The sequence below is a fragment of the Flavobacterium sp. 38 genome (assembly GCF_057799715.1).
On sequence record NZ_JBYNWZ010000001.1, the window covers coordinates 1 to 24,340 of the forward strand.

The 24,340-nt window shown below is 34.3% G+C and carries 21 protein-coding genes and 1 rRNA gene; 8 read left to right on the forward strand and 14 right to left on the reverse strand.

Translation table 11 applies throughout. The features are described 5' to 3' along the window. From AC3E9W_RS00005 to AC3E9W_RS00015, 3 genes are all read right to left on the reverse strand, one after another. Positions 1-582, reverse strand: a 16S ribosomal RNA gene (locus tag AC3E9W_RS00005); the annotation flags it as partial. 746 nt (positions 583-1,328) lie between these two features. Next, positions 1,329-2,564, reverse strand: coding sequence for an ABC transporter permease (locus AC3E9W_RS00010; RefSeq protein WP_488766114.1), 1,236 nt, complete (start codon positions 2,562-2,564; stop codon positions 1,329-1,331). A 100-nt stretch (positions 2,565-2,664) separates the two neighbouring features. Further along, the gene (locus AC3E9W_RS00015) at positions 2,665-3,159 is read right to left on the reverse strand and encodes a YkgJ family cysteine cluster protein (RefSeq protein WP_488766116.1); all 495 of its coding nucleotides are present in this window, start codon (positions 3,157-3,159) and stop codon (positions 2,665-2,667) included. A 72-nt stretch (positions 3,160-3,231) separates the two neighbouring features. Here AC3E9W_RS00015 and AC3E9W_RS00020 point away from each other — a divergent pair, with 72 nt between their 5' ends. Then, a complete protein-coding gene (locus AC3E9W_RS00020) occupies positions 3,232-3,951 on the forward strand; it encodes a class I SAM-dependent methyltransferase (protein ID WP_488766117.1) in 720 nt (239 codons plus the stop codon). Positions 3,952-3,955: 4 nt separating this feature from the next. Then, positions 3,956-4,501 (forward strand): YfiT family bacillithiol transferase, encoded by a 546-nt coding sequence (locus AC3E9W_RS00025; protein ID WP_488766118.1) that lies wholly within the window; start codon positions 3,956-3,958, stop codon positions 4,499-4,501. A gap of 77 nt (positions 4,502-4,578) precedes the next feature. Here AC3E9W_RS00025 and AC3E9W_RS00030 read toward each other — a convergent pair whose 3' ends face one another. From AC3E9W_RS00030 to AC3E9W_RS00065, 8 genes are all read right to left on the reverse strand, one after another. Further along, positions 4,579-5,211 (reverse strand): 7-carboxy-7-deazaguanine synthase QueE, encoded by a 633-nt coding sequence (locus AC3E9W_RS00030; RefSeq protein WP_488766120.1) that lies wholly within the window; start codon positions 5,209-5,211, stop codon positions 4,579-4,581. 100 nt (positions 5,212-5,311) lie between these two features. Then, positions 5,312-6,979 carry a tetratricopeptide repeat protein gene (locus AC3E9W_RS00035; protein ID WP_306161490.1) on the reverse strand — a complete coding sequence of 556 codons (1,668 nt, stop codon included), beginning with the start codon at positions 6,977-6,979 and terminating at the stop codon, positions 5,312-5,314. A gap of 16 nt (positions 6,980-6,995) precedes the next feature. Next, positions 6,996-7,919: a PstS family phosphate ABC transporter substrate-binding protein gene (locus AC3E9W_RS00040; protein ID WP_488766121.1), complete on the reverse strand. Its 924-nt coding sequence runs from the start codon at positions 7,917-7,919 to the stop codon at positions 6,996-6,998. A gap of 2 nt (positions 7,920-7,921) precedes the next feature. Continuing rightward, positions 7,922-8,152 (reverse strand): hypothetical protein, encoded by a 231-nt coding sequence (locus tag AC3E9W_RS00045; protein WP_125717677.1) that lies wholly within the window; start codon positions 8,150-8,152, stop codon positions 7,922-7,924. Beyond that, positions 8,152-8,952 carry an energy transducer TonB gene (locus AC3E9W_RS00050; RefSeq protein ID WP_488766122.1) on the reverse strand — a complete coding sequence of 267 codons (801 nt, stop codon included), beginning with the start codon at positions 8,950-8,952 and terminating at the stop codon, positions 8,152-8,154. The genes AC3E9W_RS00045 and AC3E9W_RS00050 overlap by 1 nt, the downstream gene beginning before the upstream one ends. A gap of 39 nt (positions 8,953-8,991) precedes the next feature. Beyond that, entirely contained in the window at positions 8,992-9,549 is a 558-nt protein-coding gene (locus AC3E9W_RS00055) for an ExbD/TolR family protein (RefSeq protein ID WP_488766123.1), read from the reverse strand. A 19-nt stretch (positions 9,550-9,568) separates the two neighbouring features. Next, a complete protein-coding gene (locus AC3E9W_RS00060; RefSeq protein ID WP_306161481.1) occupies positions 9,569-10,180 on the reverse strand; it encodes an ExbD/TolR family protein in 612 nt (203 codons plus the stop codon). A 45-nt stretch (positions 10,181-10,225) separates the two neighbouring features. Continuing rightward, positions 10,226-11,050: a MotA/TolQ/ExbB proton channel family protein gene (locus AC3E9W_RS00065; protein WP_008464979.1), complete on the reverse strand. Its 825-nt coding sequence runs from the start codon at positions 11,048-11,050 to the stop codon at positions 10,226-10,228. A gap of 381 nt (positions 11,051-11,431) precedes the next feature. Here AC3E9W_RS00065 and AC3E9W_RS00070 point away from each other — a divergent pair, with 381 nt between their 5' ends. Continuing rightward, a complete protein-coding gene (locus AC3E9W_RS00070) occupies positions 11,432-12,949 on the forward strand; it encodes a helicase HerA-like domain-containing protein (protein ID WP_488766126.1) in 1,518 nt (505 codons plus the stop codon). Positions 12,950-13,126: 177 nt separating this feature from the next. On the opposite strand, the gene AC3E9W_RS00075 is transcribed toward AC3E9W_RS00070, so the two are convergent. Continuing rightward, positions 13,127-14,470 (reverse strand): FAD-dependent oxidoreductase, encoded by a 1,344-nt coding sequence (locus AC3E9W_RS00075; protein WP_456894953.1) that lies wholly within the window; start codon positions 14,468-14,470, stop codon positions 13,127-13,129. A 210-nt stretch (positions 14,471-14,680) separates the two neighbouring features. Here AC3E9W_RS00075 and AC3E9W_RS00080 point away from each other — a divergent pair, with 210 nt between their 5' ends. Next, positions 14,681-15,274 (forward strand): GNAT family N-acetyltransferase, encoded by a 594-nt coding sequence (locus AC3E9W_RS00080; protein WP_488766128.1) that lies wholly within the window; start codon positions 14,681-14,683, stop codon positions 15,272-15,274. Positions 15,275-15,317: 43 nt separating this feature from the next. Here the strand turns inward: AC3E9W_RS00080 and AC3E9W_RS00085 are convergent, their stop codons facing one another. After that, positions 15,318-16,766 carry a DUF1214 domain-containing protein gene (locus tag AC3E9W_RS00085; protein WP_488766130.1) on the reverse strand — a complete coding sequence of 483 codons (1,449 nt, stop codon included), beginning with the start codon at positions 16,764-16,766 and terminating at the stop codon, positions 15,318-15,320. 198 nt (positions 16,767-16,964) lie between these two features. Here AC3E9W_RS00085 and AC3E9W_RS00090 point away from each other — a divergent pair, with 198 nt between their 5' ends. The 4 genes from AC3E9W_RS00090 to AC3E9W_RS00105 all read left to right on the forward strand — a co-directional run bounded on the left by AC3E9W_RS00090 (position 16,965) and on the right by AC3E9W_RS00105 (position 21,735). Continuing rightward, on the forward strand, positions 16,965-17,759 hold the full coding sequence (locus AC3E9W_RS00090) for a helix-turn-helix domain-containing protein (protein WP_488766131.1): 795 nt from the start codon (positions 16,965-16,967) through the stop codon (positions 17,757-17,759). A 51-nt stretch (positions 17,760-17,810) separates the two neighbouring features. Next, positions 17,811-19,349, forward strand: a complete 1,539-nt coding sequence (locus AC3E9W_RS00095) for a serine hydrolase domain-containing protein (RefSeq protein WP_488766132.1) — start codon at positions 17,811-17,813, stop codon at positions 19,347-19,349. A gap of 353 nt (positions 19,350-19,702) precedes the next feature. Beyond that, on the forward strand, positions 19,703-21,139 hold the full coding sequence (locus AC3E9W_RS00100) for a serine hydrolase (RefSeq protein ID WP_488766133.1): 1,437 nt from the start codon (positions 19,703-19,705) through the stop codon (positions 21,137-21,139). 146 nt (positions 21,140-21,285) lie between these two features. Beyond that, positions 21,286-21,735 (forward strand): hypothetical protein, encoded by a 450-nt coding sequence (locus tag AC3E9W_RS00105; protein ID WP_306161466.1) that lies wholly within the window; start codon positions 21,286-21,288, stop codon positions 21,733-21,735. Positions 21,736-21,845: 110 nt separating this feature from the next. On the opposite strand, the gene AC3E9W_RS00110 is transcribed toward AC3E9W_RS00105, so the two are convergent. Next, positions 21,846-24,236, reverse strand: a complete 2,391-nt coding sequence (locus tag AC3E9W_RS00110) for a penicillin acylase family protein (RefSeq protein ID WP_488766134.1) — start codon at positions 24,234-24,236, stop codon at positions 21,846-21,848. Between the last annotated feature and the right edge of the window lie 104 nt (positions 24,237-24,340).

Genomic DNA, 24,340 nt, shown 5'->3' on the forward strand with positions numbered 1-24,340 from the left:
ACAGGACCGCCTACGGACCCTTTAAACCCAATGATTCCGGATAACGCTTGGATCCTCCGTATTACCGCGGCTGCTGGCACGGAGTTAGCCGATCCTTATTCTTACGGTACCGTCAAGCTCCGACACGTCGAAGTGTTTCTTCCCGTACAAAAGCAGTTTACAATCCATAGGACCGTCATCCTGCACGCGGCATGGCTGGTTCAGGCTTGCGCCCATTGACCAATATTCCTCACTGCTGCCTCCCGTAGGAGTCTGGTCCGTGTCTCAGTACCAGTGTGGGGGATCTCCCTCTCAGGACCCCTACCCATCGTAGCCTTGGTAAGCCGTTACCTTACCAACTAGCTAATGGGACGCATGCTCATCTTTCACCGTTGTGACTTTAATTATAAAGTGATGCCACTTCATAATACTATGAGGTATTAATCCAAATTTCTCTGGGCTATCCCTCTGTGAAAGGCAGATTGCATACGCGTTACGCACCCGTGCGCCGGTCTCAAAGCCCGAAGACTTCTACCCCTCGACTTGCATGTGTTAAGCCTGCCGCTAGCGTTCATCCTGAGCCAGGATCAAACTCTTCATCGTATATTTTAATATTATATAGTCGATGCTTTCCTATCGGTTCTTTTTCGAATCTTGCGACTCTACTGCTCTTATTTCTTTTGTCCTCATCTTTCGATTCGGACGGCTGTCAATTCAATATGTCTACGAACGTGTCTTCTTTTTAATATCGCTTGTGTTTCAAAGCGGGTGCAAAAGTAGAACCTTTTTCCGCTTATGCAAGCTTTTTTATTGAGTTTTTTTACTCTTTTTTAAATCTTTTTTCTAACTCACTGATAACACAATATTTACATTTTAAACTTTTTTAGATTTAAGTAAGATTTTTCCTTATATACTTGTAATTTTAGCAATTCCACCTTTTTCTCTTTTCCGTTTTTATATGGAGATTTTAATGTTTAGACGTCTTTTCTATTCCAGATAAAGCTAGAGTTTCCTCTGAAAACAGTTCCCCTAGCCCTGATTGGAGCGGCATCCTTTTGCTTTTTTCTTTAAAAAGCAAAAGATATAGCGGAAAGCAGGTATCAGCTCCTTATTAATAGTAAATCCCAAATTTAAAACTGCTTCGCCTGTTCGCTGTCGCTCGAGTCCAAATTCCAAAACTTAAAAGCTTCGACTCTGCTCAGCCAGACAAAACTGTATTTAATATGATTATAGCAATGCACTTGTGTTTCCGAAAAATTGAGTTTTAAAGATAATGGTGCATCTAAATAATAGAGAAACCCGACAGGTTTTAGAGTACTGTCGGGTTGTGGATATGATTTTATTGTTAATTAATCGAAGCGAATTGCTTTTACTGGGGATATTTTAGTTATTAAATAGGATGGAATCAACAACACTAGGAAACAAACTCCAATAGTAAGCAGATTTAATAAGAGTATATAAATCCAATTTAGGTAAACGGGTGCTTGATTGACGTAATAGTTTTCTGGATTGAGCTGTATGACTCCAAATTGCTGCTGGATTAGTAAAATTGAAATCCCTATCAAATTACCCCAAAATAATCCGCGGAGGATTAGGTAAAAGGCATTATACAAAAATATTTTTCGAACTGACCAGTTATTTGCTCCCATCGATTTTAAAATTCCGATCATTTGGGTTCTTTCTAAAATAAGAACTAAGAGTGCCACGACCATATTAATTGTGGCAACTAGAATCATAACAGCTAAAATGATCACGATATTAAAATCGAATAGCTGAAGCCAATCAAAAATGTAGCTGTATTTTTCTACTATGGTTTCTGTATCTAAATTAGAGGATGTTTTTTCATAAACTTTATTCCCTACTTCTTTAATGGTGCTAAAATCTTTTACAAAAATCTCAAATCCTCCAACTTGGTCTTCTCTCCATTTATTAATTCTTTGAATGTGTCTAATGTCGCCAATAATATATGTGGCATCAAAATCTCTGAATCCTGAATTGAATATGGCCGCTATTTTAAATCGGCGGATGTTTGGAAGCTTGCCTTGTTCTTCTTTTATAAAAAAAGTATTGAATTGATCTCCGACTTTCAAATTTAAACGGTCTGCAAGGAATTTTGAAATAATAACTTCTTCGTTTAATGCTTTTGAGAAATCTGGGAGTTTCCCTTCTACAATATATTCTTGTATATTATCCCAATCGTAATCTGCTCCTACACCTTTAAATATAATTCCTTCAAAAGCATTTTCAGTTCTAATTATTCCCGCTTTACTGGCTACGGCCTGAATATGGCTTACTTCTGGAACTGATTTGAAATTAGGATAGAAATCTTGTCTCTTCGAAATTGGAACTGTTGTAACTTCTGAATTGTTGTTATCATAATTCGAAATTATTATCTGACCATTGAATGCCGAAACTTTGTCACGGATTTTTTTCTGCAAACCAATTCCTGTCGCCACAGAAACAATCATCATAATTATTCCGATTGCGATTGCGGAAATGGCAATTTTTATAATAGGCGCAGAAATACTGCTTTTGTAATCTTTTGCAGTAATAAGTCTTTTGGCTATGAAATATTCTAAATTCAAATTATGAGTTTTCTTTTGAGTTGTTTAATTATTCCTTTCTCAAAAATACATCTTAAAAAAGGAAATCAGGATATTCTTAGAAACAATTACCAGTTTTAGTTTATAATGGCAGTTTCTTTTTCATTTCTTCCACTATATTAAATGCTGCCGGACAAATTTCGACGTTTTTCAACGTTAGGTTTGAAATCTGATAGAACTTATTTCGATCTGTATGCGGAAATTCTCGACAGGCTTTTGGACGAACATCATAAATCATACAGTAGTTCTCATTATCCAAAAACGTGCAGGGAACACTTTTCAAAACATAATCTTTGTCTTCGTCAATTCGCAAATACTGATCGATGAATTGCTGCGGCTTTTGTCTAAAGTGTTTTGAGATTCTTTCAATATCAGCCAAAGTAAACAGCGGGCCAGTTGTTTTACAGCAATTGGCACATTTCAAACAGTCTGTTCTTTTAAATTCTGCATCGTGCAAATCCTGCATAATGTAATCTAAATTCTTTGGCTGTTTCTTTTTAAGCTTATCGAAATACTTTTTACTTTCGTTATGCTTATCTTTGGCTAACTTACTTAAGTTATTTAAAATCTGTTTCAAGTTTAAAATTTAAAGTTGATCTGCAAAATTAAACAACTTTGAACTTGAAACCTTAAACTTTGAACTAAAACAATGAAAGATCTTTTTGGGAAAGCGATATTTGATTTTTACACCAAAAATTCGCCTGAAGATATTATTACTGAAACTTCTATTTCTGAAGAAGATGAAATGAGTGTCGAATATCTTTTCCGCACTTATAATGAAATGCCTAAAATTGAACAAAAGGCTTTACAATTGGCAAATGGAAAAATATTAGACGTAGGATGCGGAGCCGGAAGTCATGCTTTGTCTCTTCAAAATGAACGCAACTTAGAAGTAACCGCTATCGATATTTCAGAAAAAGCAATTGAAACTTGTCGCCTGCGCGGAATAAAAAATGCTAAAGTCGAGAATATCTTAGATTTTGAAGGAGAAAAATTCGATACCATTTTACTTCTAATGAACGGAACTGGGATTTTTGGCCAATTAAAAAACTGCAATACGTATTTAATCAAATTAAAATCGCTTTTAAATCCTGGTGGGCAAATTCTGATTGACAGTTCTGACATTATTTATATGTTTGATGAAGATGAAGACGGAGGAAAATGGATTCCGTCTGAAAATGATTATTATGGGGAACTCGTTTTTAACATTCGCTATAAAGGAGAAAAAGAAGAGCCTTTTGATTGGTTGTATTTGGATTACAATACGCTTCAAAATGCGGCAATTGCCAATGGTTTAAATTGCGAACTTATTCTTGAAGGCGAACATTATGATTATTTAGCCAGACTTTCCATTAAAAACAAACCATAAAACCATGAAAGAACTAGATTTAGAGAAATTAAAATATCCTATCGGGAAATTTATTACTCCTGAAAATTATTCCACGGAATATCTTGCTGAAAAAATTAAGGAAATTGAAACGCTTCCAGAAAAATTAGCAAAAGAAACGATTGATTTAACTGACGAACAATTGGACACGCCTTATCGCCCTAATGGCTGGACGGTACGACAAGTTATTCATCATTGCGCCGAAAGCCACATGAATTGTTACATTAGAATTAAATGGGCATTAACAGAAAACAATCCTGTCATTAAAGCTTATGACGAAGTTCTTTGGTCTGAATTAAATGATAATTTGACAATGCCAATTCAGCCAACGCTTGAATTATTGAAAGGACTTCATTTCAGATTAGGGTATATCATGAGAAATTTATCTGAATCTGATTTGGAAAAAACGTTTATACATCCTTCAGACAATTCTGAAAACAAGCTCAAAAAAATTATAGGAATGTATGCTTGGCATGGAAATCATCATCTGGCTCATATTACCAGCCTGAAAAAATATAAAAACTGGAAATAATCGATTGTTTACTTTTTACACAAATTGTATACTTATATAAAACAAAAAATCTCTTCACTTGAAGAGATTTTTTTGTTTTATGGAATATTGAGATATTTATGTGTCTGTAATGAAACTCTCCATTTCGGATTATTCATAACATAATCTACAATAAGCGGTGTCATTTCTTCTTTTTTACTCCATTCTGGCTGAAGAAATAAAATTGCATTATCATTTACTAATTCTGCCTGCTCTTCTGCAAAAATAAAATCGTGTTTATTGTAAATAATCACTTTTAATTCATGCGCATTATCATATACGGTTTGTGTTGGCAGTTTGTTCTTTTTTGGCGAAAGGCAAATCCAATCCCACGTTCCTGACAATGGAAAAGCGCCAGAAGTTTCGATATGAACTTTTAAATTCTTTTCTTTTAATCGGTTTGTTAGAATTGTCATATCCCAAGACAAAGGCTCTCCTCCTGTTACAACAACTGTATCAGCATATTTTGCTGCATTTTCAACAATTAAATCTACACTTGTCGGCGGATGAAGTTCTGCATTCCAGCTTTCTTTTACATCACACCAATGACATCCTACATCACATCCACCAATTCTAATAAAATAAGCAGCTCTTCCTGTATGTGAACCTTCTCCTTGAATGGTATAGAATTCTTCCATCAAAGGAAGCATAGCTCCTTTATTTACTTCTAATTGTATTTCTTTTGGTAACATTTTAATATTTTAAGAGTGCAAAGATAGTCAATAATATACGGAACAAAAAAACCGATAGTTTTTTGGACTATCGGTTTTCTATTATTTTTAAAAATCTAGATTATTTTAAAGATTTTACAGATTGTGTAGCGTATGAATTTGCTGGATCTAAAACTAATGTTTTATTGAAATATTCAACAGCTTTAGCTTTATCAGTATTAGCATATGCCGCACCGATTGCATTGTAAGCCTCTACAACTTTCTTAACAGTTGCAGGTTTTGCCATTTCTTCTGCACCTTTTGCAGTAGTCTTAGCTACATATTCCTCATAGTTTTTGATAATCATATCATCTTTATCCAATGCACTGCTAAGTCTTCCTTTGTATAAGTAAGCCTCATCGTAAGATGGAGAAGCCTCTAAAACTTTATCAAAAGTAACGATAGCATTTTCTAAAGCAGCTTTATCACGGCTTTCTGCAGGTTTACCAGCATTACCATAGTAAACAGAGATTCCGTAGTAAACAGCGTCGTCTAAGTAATTTTTAGATTCTTTGTTACCTGCACCAAGTTCAAAGATTGCAGCTGCTTGAGTATATTGTTTTTTACCAAACAATGCTTTTCCAAAGTCTGCAAATTCTTCAACTACTAATGGCTCTAATTCAACCGCTTTTTTGATATCAGCTAAACCAGCATCAAAAGCTGCTTGATCTACTGTACCGTCAGCTGCAGTTCCTTTTTTAATTTTAGATAACCCTAAGTAGTAGTAATCTCTACCAATAACTTTATTTCCTGGAGATTTGATATAATCTTCGATAGATTTAATTGCAACGTCCACATTTCCGTTTTCGTAAGCAGCATATCCTAAATATCTGTAGATTCTAGGATTTACTTTATCCTGAGCAATCATTTTGTTTGCTACAGTTTCTAATTGTTTGTAATCTTTAACCAAGATTAAGAAATCTGCATGACGCATTTTAGAATCAAGAGAGTAATCTGTCAAACTTAAATACTTCTCATAGTTTGTAATTGCGTTTTGCAAATTAACTTTAGAAGTAGAAGGTTTGTTTCTTGCCCATTTGTAATAAGTTTCAGCAAGTTCTCTGTAAACTGGCCCGTAGTTAGCGTCTAAAGCGATAACTTCATTGAAAGATTTAATAGCTTCGTCATAAGATTTAGCACCTTTTAACAAAACACCTAATTGCATTTTTGCTCTTAACAAAGTGTTATCAGCTGTAAAAGCATCACGGTAAGCTTTGTATGCATCATTTTGGTTGTTTGATCCATAATAAGCATCACCAATAGCCAAAAGTGCTTGAGCATTTTGAGGATCTACTAGTAAAGCACGTTTTAAAACATCAACAGCGCTTTTATAATCTGGATTCTCAGAATTCATGTAAGCTCTAGCGATATAAATAAATTCATTTACATCTTTTTTTCTCATGTCTTTTGTAGCCAAAGCAAAATTAGCTTGAGCTGCAGCAGTATTTTTAGCATCAAGATCCAATTGTCCTAAACCAATATAGTTTAAGTTTTTCTTGTCTGAAGCTTGTAATCCATTATTATAATAGATTTTAGCTGAATCAACAACAGATTGATTTAAATAAACATTCCCTAAAACAAAATTTGCTTCCCCATCAGAAGGTTTCGCTTTGATGATTGATTTAAGAAGCGTTTTTGCTTTGTCAAATTGTTCAGCATCTATTGCCTTCTTTGCTTGGTTGATATCTTGCGCTTGTGCCGCGGTAGCCGAGGCAACTAATGCAAGACTAAAAATTTTAAATTTATTCATCTTTATTGTAATTAATTTATTCTTTATCTCTTAAAATTTCACTTCTAATTTTCAGTTTACGACCTGGAGTCTTGAATGGCAGTAATCCTGATTTTAAAACTATGCGCTGTCCGATATCGCCGGCAATGAATGAAGAAAAGCCCATTCCAAGCCCTGAATACCCCTGACAGTTAATAATAAACAAATCACGTGCCAAAGGATATTTTCCTTCTCCTAAGTCATTTTGTGTCGGGCTATAATAACCACCGCCATTTAATCCCTGCACACTTAAAACATTTATATTCTTGATCGTTTCTGTCATATCAGGAGTTGGTTGATACAGCCAGTTGACACCAATAATACCAATCATTCCATCATTTTCAGAAACAAATTTTATTACTTCGTTATTCGTTTTAAAAGAAAAAACTCCATTTTTTGGAATTTCGTTAACCTTTGCTAACTCTTTCATGTAACGTACTGTACTTGAATTCGGATTATCAAAAACAAGTCCTTTAATTTTAGCATCTGCTTTGCCCTGCATAAAATCGATTACACTTTTCAACGCAATTAATGTATCATTATTGCTTTTGTTAGAAATAAATGCAATAGCATCATGAGCAAAAGGTGTTACCCTTGGATTAATCTTACTTTTATCGAAACGAGATCTTTCTTCTTTAGTCAAATCTCGCGTTGTAATTGCAACTTTAGCTTTTTGATTTAATAAATCATTAATTACTTCAGCTTCAGATTTTGGTTTTACTATTATTTTTGCATCATAGTAAGTGCCTTCAAAAACAGCAACCTGATCGTCTACAATTTGCTTTACTGTTTCGTCAACCGTAACATCAAGTGATCCTTTCAAAATGGTCTCTTTTTCAGTTTCACTTTTGCTTTTTTGGTTGCACATAGCAAACAAAAAGACAAAAACAACCAAACCTAAAGCCTTACTATATTTCAACATAATTATTGATCTTTTGCATTAATTAATCTTAAAAATCTTATTGCAGAATATACAATCAGTAATCCACCAAAAGCATATCTGTATTTTGGTTCCATGTTAAGCGGAAGTTTTTCCCAAAACATAATCATTAAACCGAGTACAAGATATATTAAAAAAAACAGTATTCCTAAAACAAGAAGAAATCGCTCTTTGAGCGATTTCTTCTGAATATTATTAAGCATATCTTTTAACATTATTCTGCAGATTGAATAGTAATAGGAAGAGAGTATAATACCCTAACTTTTTTACCATTTTGCTCGCCGGGAGTCCATTTTGGACATTTTTTAAGAACACGAATTGCTTCTGCTCCTGTACCATAACCGATATCTCTTAAAACTTTGATATCTGTTAATGACCCGTCTTTTTCAACTACAAACGTAACGTAAACTTTACCTTTTAAACCTTCTTCTTCTGGAGTTTTGTAGTTGTTTCCTACGAATTTGTAGAATTTCTCAATACCTCCTGGGAAATCTGGTTTCACCTCGATACCAGCTGTGTTGTATACAGTGTTATCTTCTTGAATAACCTCTTGAACTGGTCCTTTACCAACTGGCTCATCAACAGTTAAAACTGCATCTGGATCTCCTTTGATAGTCTCAGCACCAACTTTTTTGTCTTTTAATTCAACAATTTTTGGTGGATCTTCAGTTACTTCTTCCGCTTTTGCAACCACAGGTTTAACGAATTTAACCTGATCCACTTTTGGTGGTGGTGGTGGTGGTGGCGGTTGATTTGGTTTAATTTCCTCTTTTTTCGGAGGTAATTTTACCGTAGCCATCTTAACCTCTTTAACCTCTTCTTCGTCTGTCGATTCTGGTAACAGATTCGCGACAAGAGGAGCAGCAATAGCAGCACAAAAGATAAGAGAACCAATAACAAGTGCTTTCACAGTTGTTTTTCTGTTTGATTTTCTCAGCTCGTATGCTCCATATATCTTATTACGCCCTTCGAATACGATATCAAGCCACTGATTTTTTATAATATCTAATTTCATACTTCTTGATTTTTAAGTCGATAAAATTTAAGATTGCTCTTATTTTTTATCTATCACTTTTGTTTCTTCAGGTGTAAACTCAGGAACAATCGCATACGTTTCAACTCCAGTGATAGCCATTTCGTCCAAGATATCAACCAAATTACGGTAATTTGATTTTTTCGTTGGTTTAATGATCACAATGATTCCGTTTTTAGGTTTCCCTAAAGCTGCAGAATATGCTAAAACATTTTTCTTTTGTTTTAACAATTCTCTACGGATGCCATCTTTACCATATGCAATATCTTTTGGCCCCACTTTTGGTGTTGCCAATAATCCCATATAGTAAACCATTTTATTGTTCTCACCTAACATTACTGTCATAGTACGATTCTCGTCTACTTTGGTATCCTTAGTCGGCTCATCTTTATCATCTTTATTTGGCAATGATAAATCCATCGATTGAGGTTTTGACAACGAAGTAGTTAACATAAAGAATGTGATCAATAAGAATGCCAAATCCACCATCGCCGTTAAATCGACTTTCGAATTTTGCTTTTTACTTCTTACTTTACCACCTTTACCACCACCGCCGTCGCCGGTATTTAATTCAGCCATTTTAGTGTATTTTTTTTAATTAAAAGTCTTTCCCTCTCGTACCTGTAACTAAGTTAAAGGAGTTGATTTTCTGATCTTGCAAAATATCCATAATCTTTTTGATTTTTGGATATTGCTCTTTAGCATCACCTTTAATTGCAATTTGCAATTCTTTATCATCAAGGTCAATTGTAGCTCTTCTAGAAATTAGAAGCCAGTCTTTTAATTGATTATCTAACGAATCCAAAGGAATTCCAGGTTGGTTAGCTTTGGTTCTGTCAGCCGCTTTCATATCAATGATTTGCTTTAAACCTGTAATTGGCACACCAAAGTCGTCCATCAATGCAAATTTGGTTTTATCTTCTTCTGAAAATTCAATACCATATTTTGCACCCATTCCTTCAAGAGTTTTTTTACGAACTTCTCTTCCTTTGATGTCAAAAAATACTTTCCCTTTTCCTACTGTAATAATAGCCAAATCAGTATCTGGCAATTTAGTTATAGCAACAGAAGCAGGCATATCTACAGGCAATGCCTCAGGCACTTTAGCAGTAGCGGTCAAAATAAAGAACGTTAGCAAAAGGAACGCTACATCACACATCGCAGTCATATCTGTCGATGTCGACTTCTTTTTCATTTTTATTTTAGCCATTATCTTTTTATTTTATTTTTTTGATACTTAAATATCAAAAATTAATTATTGTCTTAAACTTCCTCTGAATTTTCTGTAAGTATTCACGATTGTAGTACCAGCCTCATCGATAGAGTAAGTTAAATCGTCAATTTTAGCAGTAAAGAAGTTGTAAGAAACAATTGCTAAGATAGAAGTAGAGATACCTGTAGCAGTGTTGATAAGTGCCTCAGAGATACCTGTTGCAAGAGCAGCTTGGTCAGGAGTACCAGCAGAAGCTAACGCACCAAACGCTTTAATCATACCAGATACAGTTCCTAATAATCCTCCTAATGTACCTAAAGATACTAAAGTAGAGATAATAGTCATGTTTTTCTCTAACATTGGCATTTCTAATGAAGTTGCCTCTTCAATTTCTTTGTGGATTACTTCTGAAGCTTCTTCGCTGTTGAATCCTTCTTTTTTAACATCTTGGTATTTTACCAAAGCAGATTTAATTGCGTTTGCAACTGAACCTTGTTGTTTGTCACATGAAGCGATAGCAGCCTCGATGTTTCCTTCTTTAATACTACCTTGAACGCTTTTCATGAATTTGTCAAGGTTAGTTTTTCCTGCAGCTTTACCGATAACAATAAATCTTTCGATAGAAAAAACAACAACCATTAAAAACATACCTAATAATACAGGTACGATGAAACCTCCTTTATAAACTTGTCCTAATGTATTGATTGGATGTCCAGTTTCTGGATTACCTCCTTCGAAGTTCGCAGAGTCCCCCATGATTACTTTCCAAATAAACACCCCTACTAAGATACACGCAACAATAATGATTCCAGTAATCATTCCTCCCCCATTTGAAGTGCTTTCTTTTTTAACTTTAACGTTTGCCATTTTTTTTAATTTTAATAGTTTTAAATAATTTTTATTTTTTAGTTATATTTAACTTGTAGAGGAGCAAATTTATATGTTTAGTTTAAATAAAAAAACTTTTTTTAATTTAATTGACCGAAATTTAACTTCAAATTAAAAAATATCTCATTAATTTGTTGATGCCATTTTTTAGATAAAACAAAAAAAAGGACGATAATTAGAAAAATTACAACGTTTTAGTAAATATTCAAAGATTCCATTGATATCTTCTTAAAAAGCTGCGAATTTTTTTTTTATTAAATTTTCAATCAAAAAAAGCTTTTTCTTACTAAAAAAAACCACATAAAAAGCACCCAAAAACAAAGCAATACTCATATAACAATCTAAATTACAAATAAAAACATGAATAAAAAAGAGAATTTTATTGCAGATATAAACACAGGGTATTCTTCCAGGGGAGACAGCATCATACTTGGAGGCGCAATGCTTGACGGTGAGCCAGTTGCGGAGGCTCATGTCAAAATTCCGCTAAAAACTTTAAACCGTCATGGATTGATTGCTGGCGCGACCGGAACAGGAAAAACTAAAACAATCCAGGTATTTTCGGAACAGCTTTCTAATGCTGGGATTCCTGTATTAATGATGGATATTAAAGGTGATTTTAGTGGTATCGCCAAAGAAGGTAAAGAAGAGGGTTTTATTACAGAGCGCCATGCTAAAATAAACGTACCTTATAATGTAGCCGCATTTCCTGTTGAATTAATGTCTCTGTCTAAACAGAATGGTGTGCGCCTGCGTGCTACGGTTTCTGAGTTTGGACCTGTTTTGTTTTCAAGAATTTTAGATTTGAATGACACACAGGCTGGAGTCGTAGCGGTGATCTTCAAATATTGTGATGATAAGCAAATGCCTTTATTGGATTTGAAAGACATTAAAAAAGTAATCAATTATATTACTGAGGAAGGCAAAGATGAAATTTCGGCTACTTACGGAAAAATTTCTACTGCTACTACAGGAACAATTCTTAGAAAAATTATTGAATTGGAACAGCAGGGTGGTGATCTGTTTTTTGGCGAACTTTCTTTTGAAACCGATGATTTAATGCGAATTGATGAAAACGGAAAAGGATATGTTAATATCATCCGCTTGACGGATATTCAGGATAAACCCAAATTGTTCTCGACTTTTATGCTAAGTCTTTTGGCTGAGATTTACCAAAAAATGCCCGAAAAGGGAGATGCAGGCCAGCCTGAATTGGTAATCTTTATTGACGAGGCGCATTTAATTTTTAATGAAGCCAGCAAAGCGCTTCTGGAGCAAATTGAAACGATAGTAAAACTTATCCGTTCTAAAGGTGTCGGACTTTATTTTGTTACGCAAAACCCGATGGATGTACCGAGCGGGGTTTTGGCCCAGTTGGGATTAAAGATTCAGCATGCGCTGAGGGCTTTTACTGCAAATGATCGCCAGGCAATTAAAAAAACAGCCGACAACTACCCTACTTCTCCTTATTATAAGACTGCTGAATTGTTGACGAGTTTGGGAATTGGTGAAGCTTTGGTTACGGCACTTAACGAAAAAGGGATTCCAACTCCTCTTGTTGCTACGATGATGCGTGCGCCAATGAGCAGAATGGATATTTTATCTGCCGACGAAATTGACGAAATAAACAATAAGTCCAAACTAGTTAAAAAATACGCGGAAGAAATTGACCGCGAAAGTGCTTATGAAATCCTAACTAAAAAGATTGAAGAAGCTTCACAAGCTGCTGCTCAACAAGAAGAACAAGCTCCTGCAAAAACATCTAAATCAGGACCAAGCACTACAGAAGTAGTTACCAAATCTGTATTAAAAGTAGTTACCAGCGCTACCTTTATAAGAGGCGTTTTTGGCGTTTTAACTAAAATATTTAAAAAGTAAAATTTTATTTAAACCATATAAGTTATATAAGCTTATTTAATGGCTTGTCTCGAATTTAAACAATATAAAAGTTTTTCCAGAAGTATAAATAATAAACCCAACAGGTTTTAAAAACCTGTCGGGTTGTTATCGGGAAGTTTAAAAAAAAACTTATATAGCTTATATGGTTTAAAAAATTTAAGCTTTCTCCAACAATGCGAGGATTTTGTTTTCGACTTCTGGACCGTCCCAGATGTTTTCAATGTTTTCCATTCTAAGGATTTCTTCCATAATTCCGTTTTGATAATCGCCTATTGCTAAAGCTTCTGCATACGGGCGATCGCTGAAAGTAACTCGGCTATAGAGCGGAATCCATTTGTCTGGATGTTTGTCTGAAAAGACTTTTTCTATTTTCTTTTGCAGCAAGAATTTTTCGTCTGCTGTTTTGGTACTCATTTCTAAGAAATTTCGATAAGAAAGCTCTGCAATTGCATCTGCATTTGGTTTTCTAGAAATTTGATATTCTGCAAATATCTTTTTCCAATCGTCTTGGTACTTTTCAATCATTTCGCTCAAAACGGTAATATCTTCAAAACCAGCATTCATACCTTGTCCGTAAAAAGGAACTATGGCGTGACAAGCGTCTCCGATCAAAGCAATTTTATCTTCGTAAGTCCACGGAAAGCATTTCATGGTAACCAGAGTACTTGTTGGATTTTTAAAGAAATCATTGGCCAATTCTGGAATCACTTCAATAGAATCTGGAAAGTTTTTCTCGAAAAAATCTTCAACCATTTTACGGTCGGTTAATGACTCAAATGAATTTTCGCCTTCAAAAGGCATAAATAAAGTACAGGTAAAACTTCCGTCAAGATTAGGAAGCGCAATTAACATGTACTCACCTCTCGGCCAAATATGAAATGAGTTTTTATCTAATTTATGTGTTCCGTCTGGGTTTGCTGGTATATTCAATTCTTTATATCCCATATTCAGGAATTCCTGAGAGTAATTGAACATACTCTGGCGCTGCATTCTGTGGCGGATTCTAGAAAAAGCTCCATCGGCACCAAAAACCATATCAAATTTTCTTTCTTCCCACTCGCCTCTTTCGCTTTCTCCAATATGAAGTGTGGCATCGCTCAAAGTAACATCCCAAACTTTCTGTTCAAAATGAAATTCAGCTCCTGCTTCTTCAGCAAGATCGATCATTCTTCTGTTTAGTTTTCCTCTTGAAATAGAATATATCGATTCGCCTTCTTGTCCGTAATTCTGAAAATTCAATTTATCGACCAAATGAATGGCGCGTTTATCCATCGGAATTGCGATTTCTCGAACCGAATCTCCTACACCAACTGCATCCAAAGCTTTCCAGCCGCGGTTGGACATTGCTAAATTAATAGAACGTCCAGAAAAATTTATTTTTCTAATATCGGGACTGCGGTCGTATACATGAACTGTATGGCCTGCTTTTTTAAGATAAATTGCTAGAAGCGACCCTACAAGTCCAGAACCAACAACAGCAATTTTTAATGAAGTTTGCATCGAGGAAAATTCTAATATTGGGTCGTAAAAATAACTAATAAATAGATAAGCCTTCAGATAAATAAACAAATTCTTTGCAAATAGAGATGATAAAGACTATTTATCATCCTAGTCTTTTTAAAAATATAACAAATTGTTATTTTTATTAATTTATTTAGAAAAATCAAACAATTAATTTCGCTTCAGATTACATTATTAAATACAAAAATTATGAACAGCGAAATTCTACAATCGGACATTATTTTAGAAAATGAGAAAGTGCTTTTAATTCCTTTCGAAAGTGAAAGAAATAAGGAACTTAAAGAAATCATTTTTGATGATGAAGTTTGGAAATATATGGGAATGTACGTTCGAAACGATCAAGATCTTGAAAACTATATAAAAAGTACATTAAAACAAAAAGCAGACGGAATTTGTTATCCGTTTTTAATAGTTGATAAAGCTACAAACAAAGTGGCTGGAAGCACTCGTTACGGTTATTTAAACCACGCAAGCCAGAAATGCGAAATTGGATGGACTTGGTATGGAGAAGCGTTTCAGGGAACGGGTTTAAACAAAGCCTGCAAATTTGAATTGCTGAATTTTGGTTTTGAACAGATTCAATTTAGAAGAATACAATTTAGTGCCGATCTTGAAAATATACGTTCGCAAAAAGCTATTGCCAAACTGGGCGCTGTAAAAGAGGGAATCTTTAGAAATAACTACGTCGATTCTGAAGGGAAAAGCAAAGATGATGTTTACTTCAGTATCATTTCTGAAGAATGGGAGAAAACGAAAAAAGAGTATTTTTCGGAGTTTATTTAAGAAATAAAAATAGCCCAGTTTTGAAACTGGGCTATTTTCTGTATTAATTTACTTTTTCTACATCATTCAATTTCCAAGACTGATCGTATAAAGCTTTTGTAGGACCATAAAATCTTGCGAGTAATTCGAAATCGCCTTTTGGATCTGTTGGAATCCAATTGCTTTCTCCTTCATCTGGCGGTTTAGGGCCGAAATATAAGGTTACAGTTCCATCTGTATTCTTTTTGAGTCCAGGTGTTTGAGAAGAACGACCCGCCCATTTCGTATCTCTAATAAAAGTATGAGTTTCTCTATTGTATACGGTAATTGACCAATATTGTTTTACTGGAACATTGGCTGGAACGATTACTTTATAGTTAGAATTTCCTTTTAAGAAATTGCCTTCTTTGTCTTTTAAAGCCAAAAGATAGTATTGCGATTCTCCAATATGTTTGGCACTGAAAAAAGCCATCATATAACAAACTCCTCTATTATCAACAGGATAAATTCCTGGAGTTACATACGATTTCATTACACTCAATTTATACTCGTCACTTGCAGGGAAAAACCAATTTGTTCCAGCATAAAATGGTTTTGTATTTTCGTAAATCGACAATAAATATTCTCTCGCATCTTTTGAAGCAGAATTAAATATCTCTTTAATTCTTGCATCTGGAGCAAATGTTTTTCCGCGCTCGATTCCGATTGTTTTTAAGGCATCGATCATTGCTCTGTCTCTTTCTAAAAATGGTTCTTCTTGAACAATATCGTTAAGCGCTTGATAAAAATTTTCGTTATACGGAATAGCCGAATTGAATTCTGCTTTACTTGCGTCTATGAATACGGTTTGTGGCGAACTTGACGCTTGAGCATAAGGGTAGAGTTTAATTCTTTTTCCATAATCTACAGCTGCTTTTACATCTGCAGGGCTTCCACTTTTAAGCACCGAACGTAAAAGCGCATATCCGCGATAGGTATCAGACTGCATAACAAAGTATCCTGATGGAATTTTACTTTTATCATAACCTGGCGGCAGAATAATATATTTTCCACCTTTTCCTTTATCCATTCCGCCTGGCCCCACGTCTTCAATTGCCGCCTGCCAGCAGTTCATTACGCTTCCGTTAAAAGTTCCGTTGTCTGCAGGAGGAATTTCTAAAACCACTGGCCCTTTTTCAGTATTAAAAAAAGGCATCAGATAAATTACATCTGGATTTGGCGTTAGTGTCTGATTTTTCCAGTTTAATAATTCTGGCCATAACAGAACTTGGTTGTACGAACCATTAATCTTTTCCATCTCTTTGTACATGAGTTCAAAGTTCACGGCTGGCATTCCCCAAATTGCAGCTTGTACAGCACGATTGTACTGTATCTTTTCTTTAATATTTTCTGCATGAAATTCTGTTTTCTGAGAAGATTCAGTATTTTGTCCCGAATTGCTTTCTACTGTATTTTCTTTTTTGCAAGCTGTTACGAAGAACAGCAATGCTATGGAAACCATTATTTTTTTCATAACATTAGTTTAAATTTGAATGAGACATAAAATTTCAATCAAATTTAATTCTAGCAAACATAGAATAGCTATTTTCTAGCTTCAAAGATGTTTCAAATTATAAAATGAAACCTATTTTTCATTCGTCTTCGCTTTTACCGCATAATTTTTTTAAGCTAAATTTGAAATCGAATTGGCAAATCAATCTTAAACTCACAAATGCAATTATATTCAGAACATTACGTCAGTGCAAAATCCGAAAGATTTGTCAATAAGATCTGGTGCTTGGATAACAGCATCGGCGAAAGCGTGATTGAAAATAAATTGGTTCTGCCAAACGGCTGTTTTAATCTTGCTATTATAGACGGCAATTTTATTGAAGTTCATACCAGTAAAAGCAAATACGAGATGAACAGCGGAATCTATTTTTGTTCTCAAATGACGAATAAAGTTTTGGTCAATATTCAACCGAAAACGAAAGTGACCATAATCCAGCTTCATGCTTGGACGCTTTCTATGTTTCCGAAATATGATTTGAGCAATTTTACCGATTCCATTATCAAAATTAATGTTGCAGAATTGCCGTTTCAAATTGAAATTCAATCAGAAATCAAGACATTTTTGAATACCATTAATGCTTATTTTGAAGCTTTAGCCGATTCCAATTCCAATCAAAATGTCATTGAAAAAATCTGCGAAATCATCAGACTCCGAGAAGATGAAATTTCGGTTTCTGAAATAGGAAAATTATTGAATTCTTCGCAACGACTTCTTCAAATAAAATTTAAAGCTTCAACCGGACTTACCATCAAAAAATACATTCAGATTTTAAAGTTCAGAAAATCGGTCGATCAAATGCTGAATACAGATTTAGAAAAAATGAGCCTTACGGAAATTGCTCTTTATAATAAATACTTCGATCAATCGCATTTTATCAGAAAATTTAAGGATGTGACGAAAACCACTCCTAAGATGTTCGATCCAGATTCGTATTTTCTTTCGCAAAAAAGATAAAATTTCGCTTTTGTACAATTTTGGTGCTTCTGATTGAACTACTATTGCAAAATGAATCATCATCAATCAATCATCAAAATGAAAATCATCAATCACATTCCCTTTCAATTAAAAATCATTTTAGTTGGATTTTTACTTTTTCAGATACAAACCGTTTTTTCTCAAGAAGAAAAAAATTCAAAACTGTATAAAACCATTATGTCAAAAGACAGTCTTCTTTTCGATATTGGATTTAATACCTGCGACGTTAAACAATTCGAAAATTTATATACTGAAGATTTTGAGTTCTACCATGACAAAGACAGTATTTCTGATAAAGCTCGATTTCTAAAAACTTTCAAAAGCGGTATTTGTTCTCCATCCAGAAAATATAATTATCGCAGAGAATTAATCGACGGGAGCACTGAAATTTATCCTTTGTATAAAAACGGCATTTTATACGGCGCAATACAAATGGGAACGCACCGTTTTTACGAAAGTTCGGCAGGAAATGCAGAACAAGCAGGAAGTTTTGCCAAATTCACACATCTTTGGCTCCTAAAAAACAAAGATTGGAAATTGGCACGGTCGCTAAGTTACAATCATCAAATGACTAGTTCTACCGCAGGTATTTCTGCTCTTTTTGACAATGATCAGGAAACTGAAAAATGGCTCAAAGAGAATAATATCCCTACTTTGGGAATTGGGATTATTTCAGATGGAAAACTAAAACAGATCAAAACTTTTGGCAATCTTAAAAGAGGTTTTCCAGCTCCGTATAATACGATTTGGAATGTCGCTTCTTTGACTAAACCAATAACGGCAATAATTGCTTTGAAATTAGTTTCTCAAGGAAAATGGGATTTGGACGAACCGCTTGATAAATATTGGATTGATCCGGATATTAAAAACAACCCAGATCATAAATTATTGACCACTAGAATTATTTTGAGTCATCAAACGGGTTTTCCGAATTGGAGGTCTTTTAACGAATCTAAAAAACTGGATTTTAAATTTAAACCTGGAACACAATATCAGTATTCTGGAGAAGGTTTTGAATATCTTCGAAAAGCTTTGGAAAAGAAATTTCATAAACCTTTAGATCAGTTAGCCTCAGAATTGGTTTTTGAACCACTGAAAATGACCGATTCGCAATTAATCTGGAATGACAAAATCGATCTTTCGAGATATGCCATAAATTATGATAAAAACGGAAATGCTTACGAACCTACCAAAAACAAAACTGTAAATGCCGCAGACGACTTATTGACTACGATTGGAGATTACGGTAATTTTTTGTCCAGCGTAATGAATAGTGAAGGTTTAAGTAAAAAAGTTTTTGACGATATGATCTCACATCAGGTTCAGACCAAAAAGGATAAATATTTTGGTTTAGGCTTTGAAATTTATGATCTAGGAAATGAAAACTACGCTCTTTCGCACGGTGGCGCAGACCAAGGTGTTCAGACTATTTTTATTTTACTTCCAAAAACCAAACAAGGTTTAATCATTTTTACAAATGTAGATGATGGCTATAAAATTTATGAAACCATTGTTGCTCATTATCTTGGACAAAACGGCAGAAAAGTAGTTGATATCGAAACAAAATAATTTCCATTTCAATCAGATATTAACCTTAATCTGAATTATATGCTAAAATTATTTATCCTTCTGTTATTACTTATAAGCAAAATTCTAACTGCTTAAACTTTTGAAAATATTTGTTAGTTATGAGCATAGGCCAATTTTAAAGCGGTCTGTGCTCTGCTTTTTTATATTTTAAAAAAAATGAAAGAATCTTGAAACTAAATTGCAAAACAGTCGTCTAAGATTTTAGGACATAAATATATTTCATTAAAAAATCGTGATCAAGATTTAAAAAACGGAATATCTTTCTGCTAGCAAGTTTCAATCATCAATCAAAAACAAATCATTCATTAATCTTAAACCATAACCCGTTTACTATGAAAAAATCAATCAAACTTATAGCTCTTTTTGTCGCTTTTCAACTTTCGGCATTCAGCGTTTTTGCTCAAGATAAAGCACAAAAAATTGAAGAGCTTTTAAACAAATACAGCGAATACGGACAATTTAACGGTTCTGCTTTGGTAGCCGAAAATGGAAAAGTAATCTTCAAAAAAGGTTTTGGCTCTGCAAATATGGAATGGAATATTCCGAACCAGCCTGACACCAAATTCAGATTGGGTTCTATCAGCAAACAGTTTACGGCTCTTTTAATTGTAAAATTGGCAGAAGAAGGAAAACTTAAACTTGATGTTCCTATTACGACCTATCTTCCAGATTATCCAAAAGAAAATGGCAGTAAAATTACGATTCACCAATTATTGACGCATAGTTCAGGAATTCCAAATTATACTGATGCTCCGGGATTCTTCAAAGATAAAGCCCGAAATCCGTACACTCCCGAAGCGTTTGTAAAAACTTTTTCAAGCCTGCCTTTGGAATTTACGCCTGGAGAAAAATTCAGCTATAGCAATTCAGGATACTTTTTGCTTGGCTATATTATCGAAAAAATTACGGGCAAAACCTACGAGCAATATTTACAGGAAATTATTTTTACTCCTCTAAAAATGGTGAATTCTGGTTATGATCACAGCGACGCAATTTTAAAAAACAGAGCTGCAGGTTATGAAAGAAAAGGAAAATTGATTAGCAATGCGCCTTACGTTGATATGAGTATTCCGTATGCTGCGGGATCTTTATATTCAACTGTGGAAGATTTATCTCTTTGGGATCAGGCTTTGTACACAAACAAACTTCTTTCGGCAAAATCGATGGAATCATTATTTCAACCTTACATCAAAGCTGGGGATGGATCTTATGGTTACGGTTGGTTTATAGAAGATGATGAAAATGGAAAAACTGTTGGGCACGGTGGTGGAATCAATGGTTTTAACACTATTATTTCGAGAAATTTTAAACACAAAAATCTTATCGTTCTATTAAATAATACAGGAGGTACTGTTTTAGGCGAAATGACAGATGCAATTAGCAATATACTTAATAATAAACCTTTTGAGCAGCCAAAAAGATCACTGGCGTACGAACTATTCGAAACATTTTCTACCAAAGGCTTTAAAGCTGGAATAGAATCTTATAACAAACTAAAAAACGATCCAACTTACAACATTAAAGAAAACGACATGAATCGTGTTGGCTATCAATTATTGCAAGATGGGAAAAAGAAAGAAGCTATTGAAATTTTTAAAATCAATGTAGAAACTTTCCCTAAATCTGGAAATGTTTATGATAGTTTGGGCGAAGCTTATTTGGCAGATGGAGACAAAAAACTGGCATTGGCTAATTATAAAAAATCTGTTGAACTGGATCCTACAAACGAAAACGGTAAAAAAGTTTTAGAGGAGCTTTCTAAAAAATAAAAGCAGAATATTTTAAAAATTGGACTCCAATAAAGTAGATTTAAAGTCTATTTTATTGGAGTTTTTTGTTACAACTTGTAACACTCAAATTCGATAATTTATTTTTAAAAAATATTATTTTAGCCCTGCCCAAAATAATTTTACCTATGAATAATTTTAAAAAGCACTCCTTTCTAATTGCTTGTTTCTCTCTTTTTATTTCTTCTAAAAGTATCTCACAAACCAATTACACTTCGGCCGCAATGCCAACGCAGCAAAACAAAATTATAATCGATAAAATTGTCGAAGCTGCACATTACAAAAACTATGTGATTGATTTTTGTTTATCTAAAATAAATGAAACTTCTGCAAAAGAAGGCTGGAACGAACAAAAAGCAATGGAAATTACCCAAAGCATCAATTACAAAAATTTTAGAGATGCGATTTACAACAGTTTTGTGGTTTTTGACGAAGTGGAACTGGAAACTTTATTGAAAGCTTACGAAAAAGACACGGCTTACCAAACTAAAAATGTGATGACCAATAATAAAGTGCTTATTAATAATCTGAACATTTTTGCTGATGATATTGTGAAGGGGAAATATCTTTTGAGATAAGTCTCAAAGGGACAAAGTAACAAAGGCTCAAAGCTTTTTCTTTGTGTAGAAATCTTTGTCAAAGTTTGGAACTTTGACAAAGATTACAACTTTAAACCTGAAACAAAAACTTACTTCTTCGGTTTAAAAACCAATTTTGTAGATGTTTTTACAATCTCATCTTTATTCAATTTCATTTTTCTGAACTTTCCTTCGTTATACATTTCGGCTTGATCGTCGTAATGTTTACTGAACGGATTTCCTGATTGTCCAGTTGGCAGAATACTCCAGCTGTTTTCTACATCAGCAAAATCGACAATTCTTCTGGTCGAAGGTCCGCCTTTGGTGTAATATCTTCCTTCGTCATTGTATCCGAAGAATAAATTATTGATTACTTCATTGGAACCTGGCGAATTGAAAGGCCCAACATTGAATAATCCGCGAAGGGCTTTTACTTTACCAAGCGGATGCTCGTGTTCTACGGTATGCACTTTTCCCCAATTCCATTCTGAAATATTTTCTCCTAACTGGTTCTGCAAAGCAATAACAGCATCATGAAATGATTTCGAAACAATAGCTGTTCTGGTTTCTTTTACATTTTTGGTTTTGATATTATCCCACCAAACCGAATTTTCATTTTTTATCTGATTCGCAATAACTTGTTTTCCAAGAGAAATTCCTAAAAACAAATCGAAATTATCTTTACCCATTTCGTCTTCAAACGTGTTTTTCAGATACAGATAAATCCATTTGTTGTAAATCGTTGGTGCAACATCTTCTAGATTGGTAGTTCCCTTCCAAGATTTTAAAACTTTTATCACTTCTTTTTCAGCATTAGAAAGCGATTTATGATCCAAACTTGCAATTAAGTTTTTAGAAGTTTCAACAGCCACGTCAGACGTATTATCGTAAATCATTTTGCTGATGGCTTCTTTATCCCAATCAGATTTAGCATCCAGAATTCCAGAAATTCTTTTCGCACGATCTTCTGGCAAATAATACCCCGGATATAAATAACCATTATTTATTGCCTCCGGTTGATTATTGGCAGAATAGACATAACCCCATTTTGGATTTTCAGAAGATGGATTTTCTTCAAAATCTAAAAATTTAGTGATATCATCTTTGCCGCTTGAACCGTCTAAAATCAGATGTGGATTAACGCCTTCATTATGTCGATACAATTTCCCGCTCGCCCACCAAGCAACATTTCCTTTAGCATCGCCATACATTACGTTCAATCCCGGTGCTGCAATTAAGCTGACAGATTTTTTAAAATCGGTTGTGTTTTTTGCGTGTGAAAGACCGTAAGCCGCATCTAGAATTTGGATTGGTTCTCTTGTATATGTCCACGACATTGCAATTGGGTTTTTCTTTTCTAAACGCTCCAAAAAATCGTTCATAACGGGACCGTGACGCGTAATTTTAACCGTCAAGACAACATCTGAAGAATCTTTTACTTTAATTGTTTTCTTTCTGATTTCATATTTGCTGAAACCCGTTGGAGTTTGATATTGAGTAGCATCATCTGCTTTATTTTTTTCTTGGTAAAAATCGATATCATCATTTTCAAACATCGTCAGACCGTACGCATAATCTCTATTGTGCGCCAAAAGCGGAAACGGAGTTCCAGCCAAATAACAGCCATATAATTCCTGTTTTGGCGTAACTAAATGTGCTTCGTACCAAGTTGCAGGCTGCGAGAACCCAATATGCGGATCATTGGCAAAAATCACTTTTCCTGTTTTCGATTTATGCGGTCCAACAACCCAGCTGTTACTGCCAACAAATGGCGGAATCGGAGATTGATCCAACATTGCCGTTATCGATTTTGAAATCTCGGTATATTCTTCTGTTTTTTCTTTAGAAATTTTAATTCTGGTGTTGTTAAATTCTCCTTCAATTCCTAAATCTTTCAAATATTCAACGCCGTATTTATTTTTAATTTCTGTCAATAACGGATCTGTTTTCTGTGCCATTGCAAAACTGAAAGACATATATCCGAAAATATTATATACATCTTCTATTGTAAACTTTTGTTTTTTGACACCAACCAAAGTAAATTCAATTGGCGTAACGCCTTCCTCCAAATACTGATTAATTCCGTCTAAATAAGCCTGAGTCAGTTTATAGCTTTCGCTGTTTTTGTCTAGTTTGGCAATCGCTTTCGCGGAAGCTTCCTCAATCCCGATTCCAGCAAAGAATTTATCATTTTTAAGCGCAACGCCACCAAAAAGTTCAGAAAGACGCCCTGGCGCAATTCGGCGCAACAATTCCATCTGCCATAATCTTTCTTGCGCATGCACATAACCAAGCGCCGTCATGGCATCTTTTTCAGAATCGGCATAGATGTGCGGCACTCCAAAATCATCAAAATAAACCGTAGTTTCTTTTTCGAGATTTTTCAATTCTAACGATCCTTCATATTTTGGTTTTAAATGAAAAATATAAGCGCATAAACCAATCGCAAGAATTACAATAAGTACCAACAATGCCAGCAGAATTTTTTTAATTATTCTCATATTCTAAAAAAGTAAAAAGATGAAATTCGTAATAATATAACTTTTATATAAAATTTTATAAGGAGCCACTCTTATTAAAAGTCTAAATTTATGTATTTAAAATT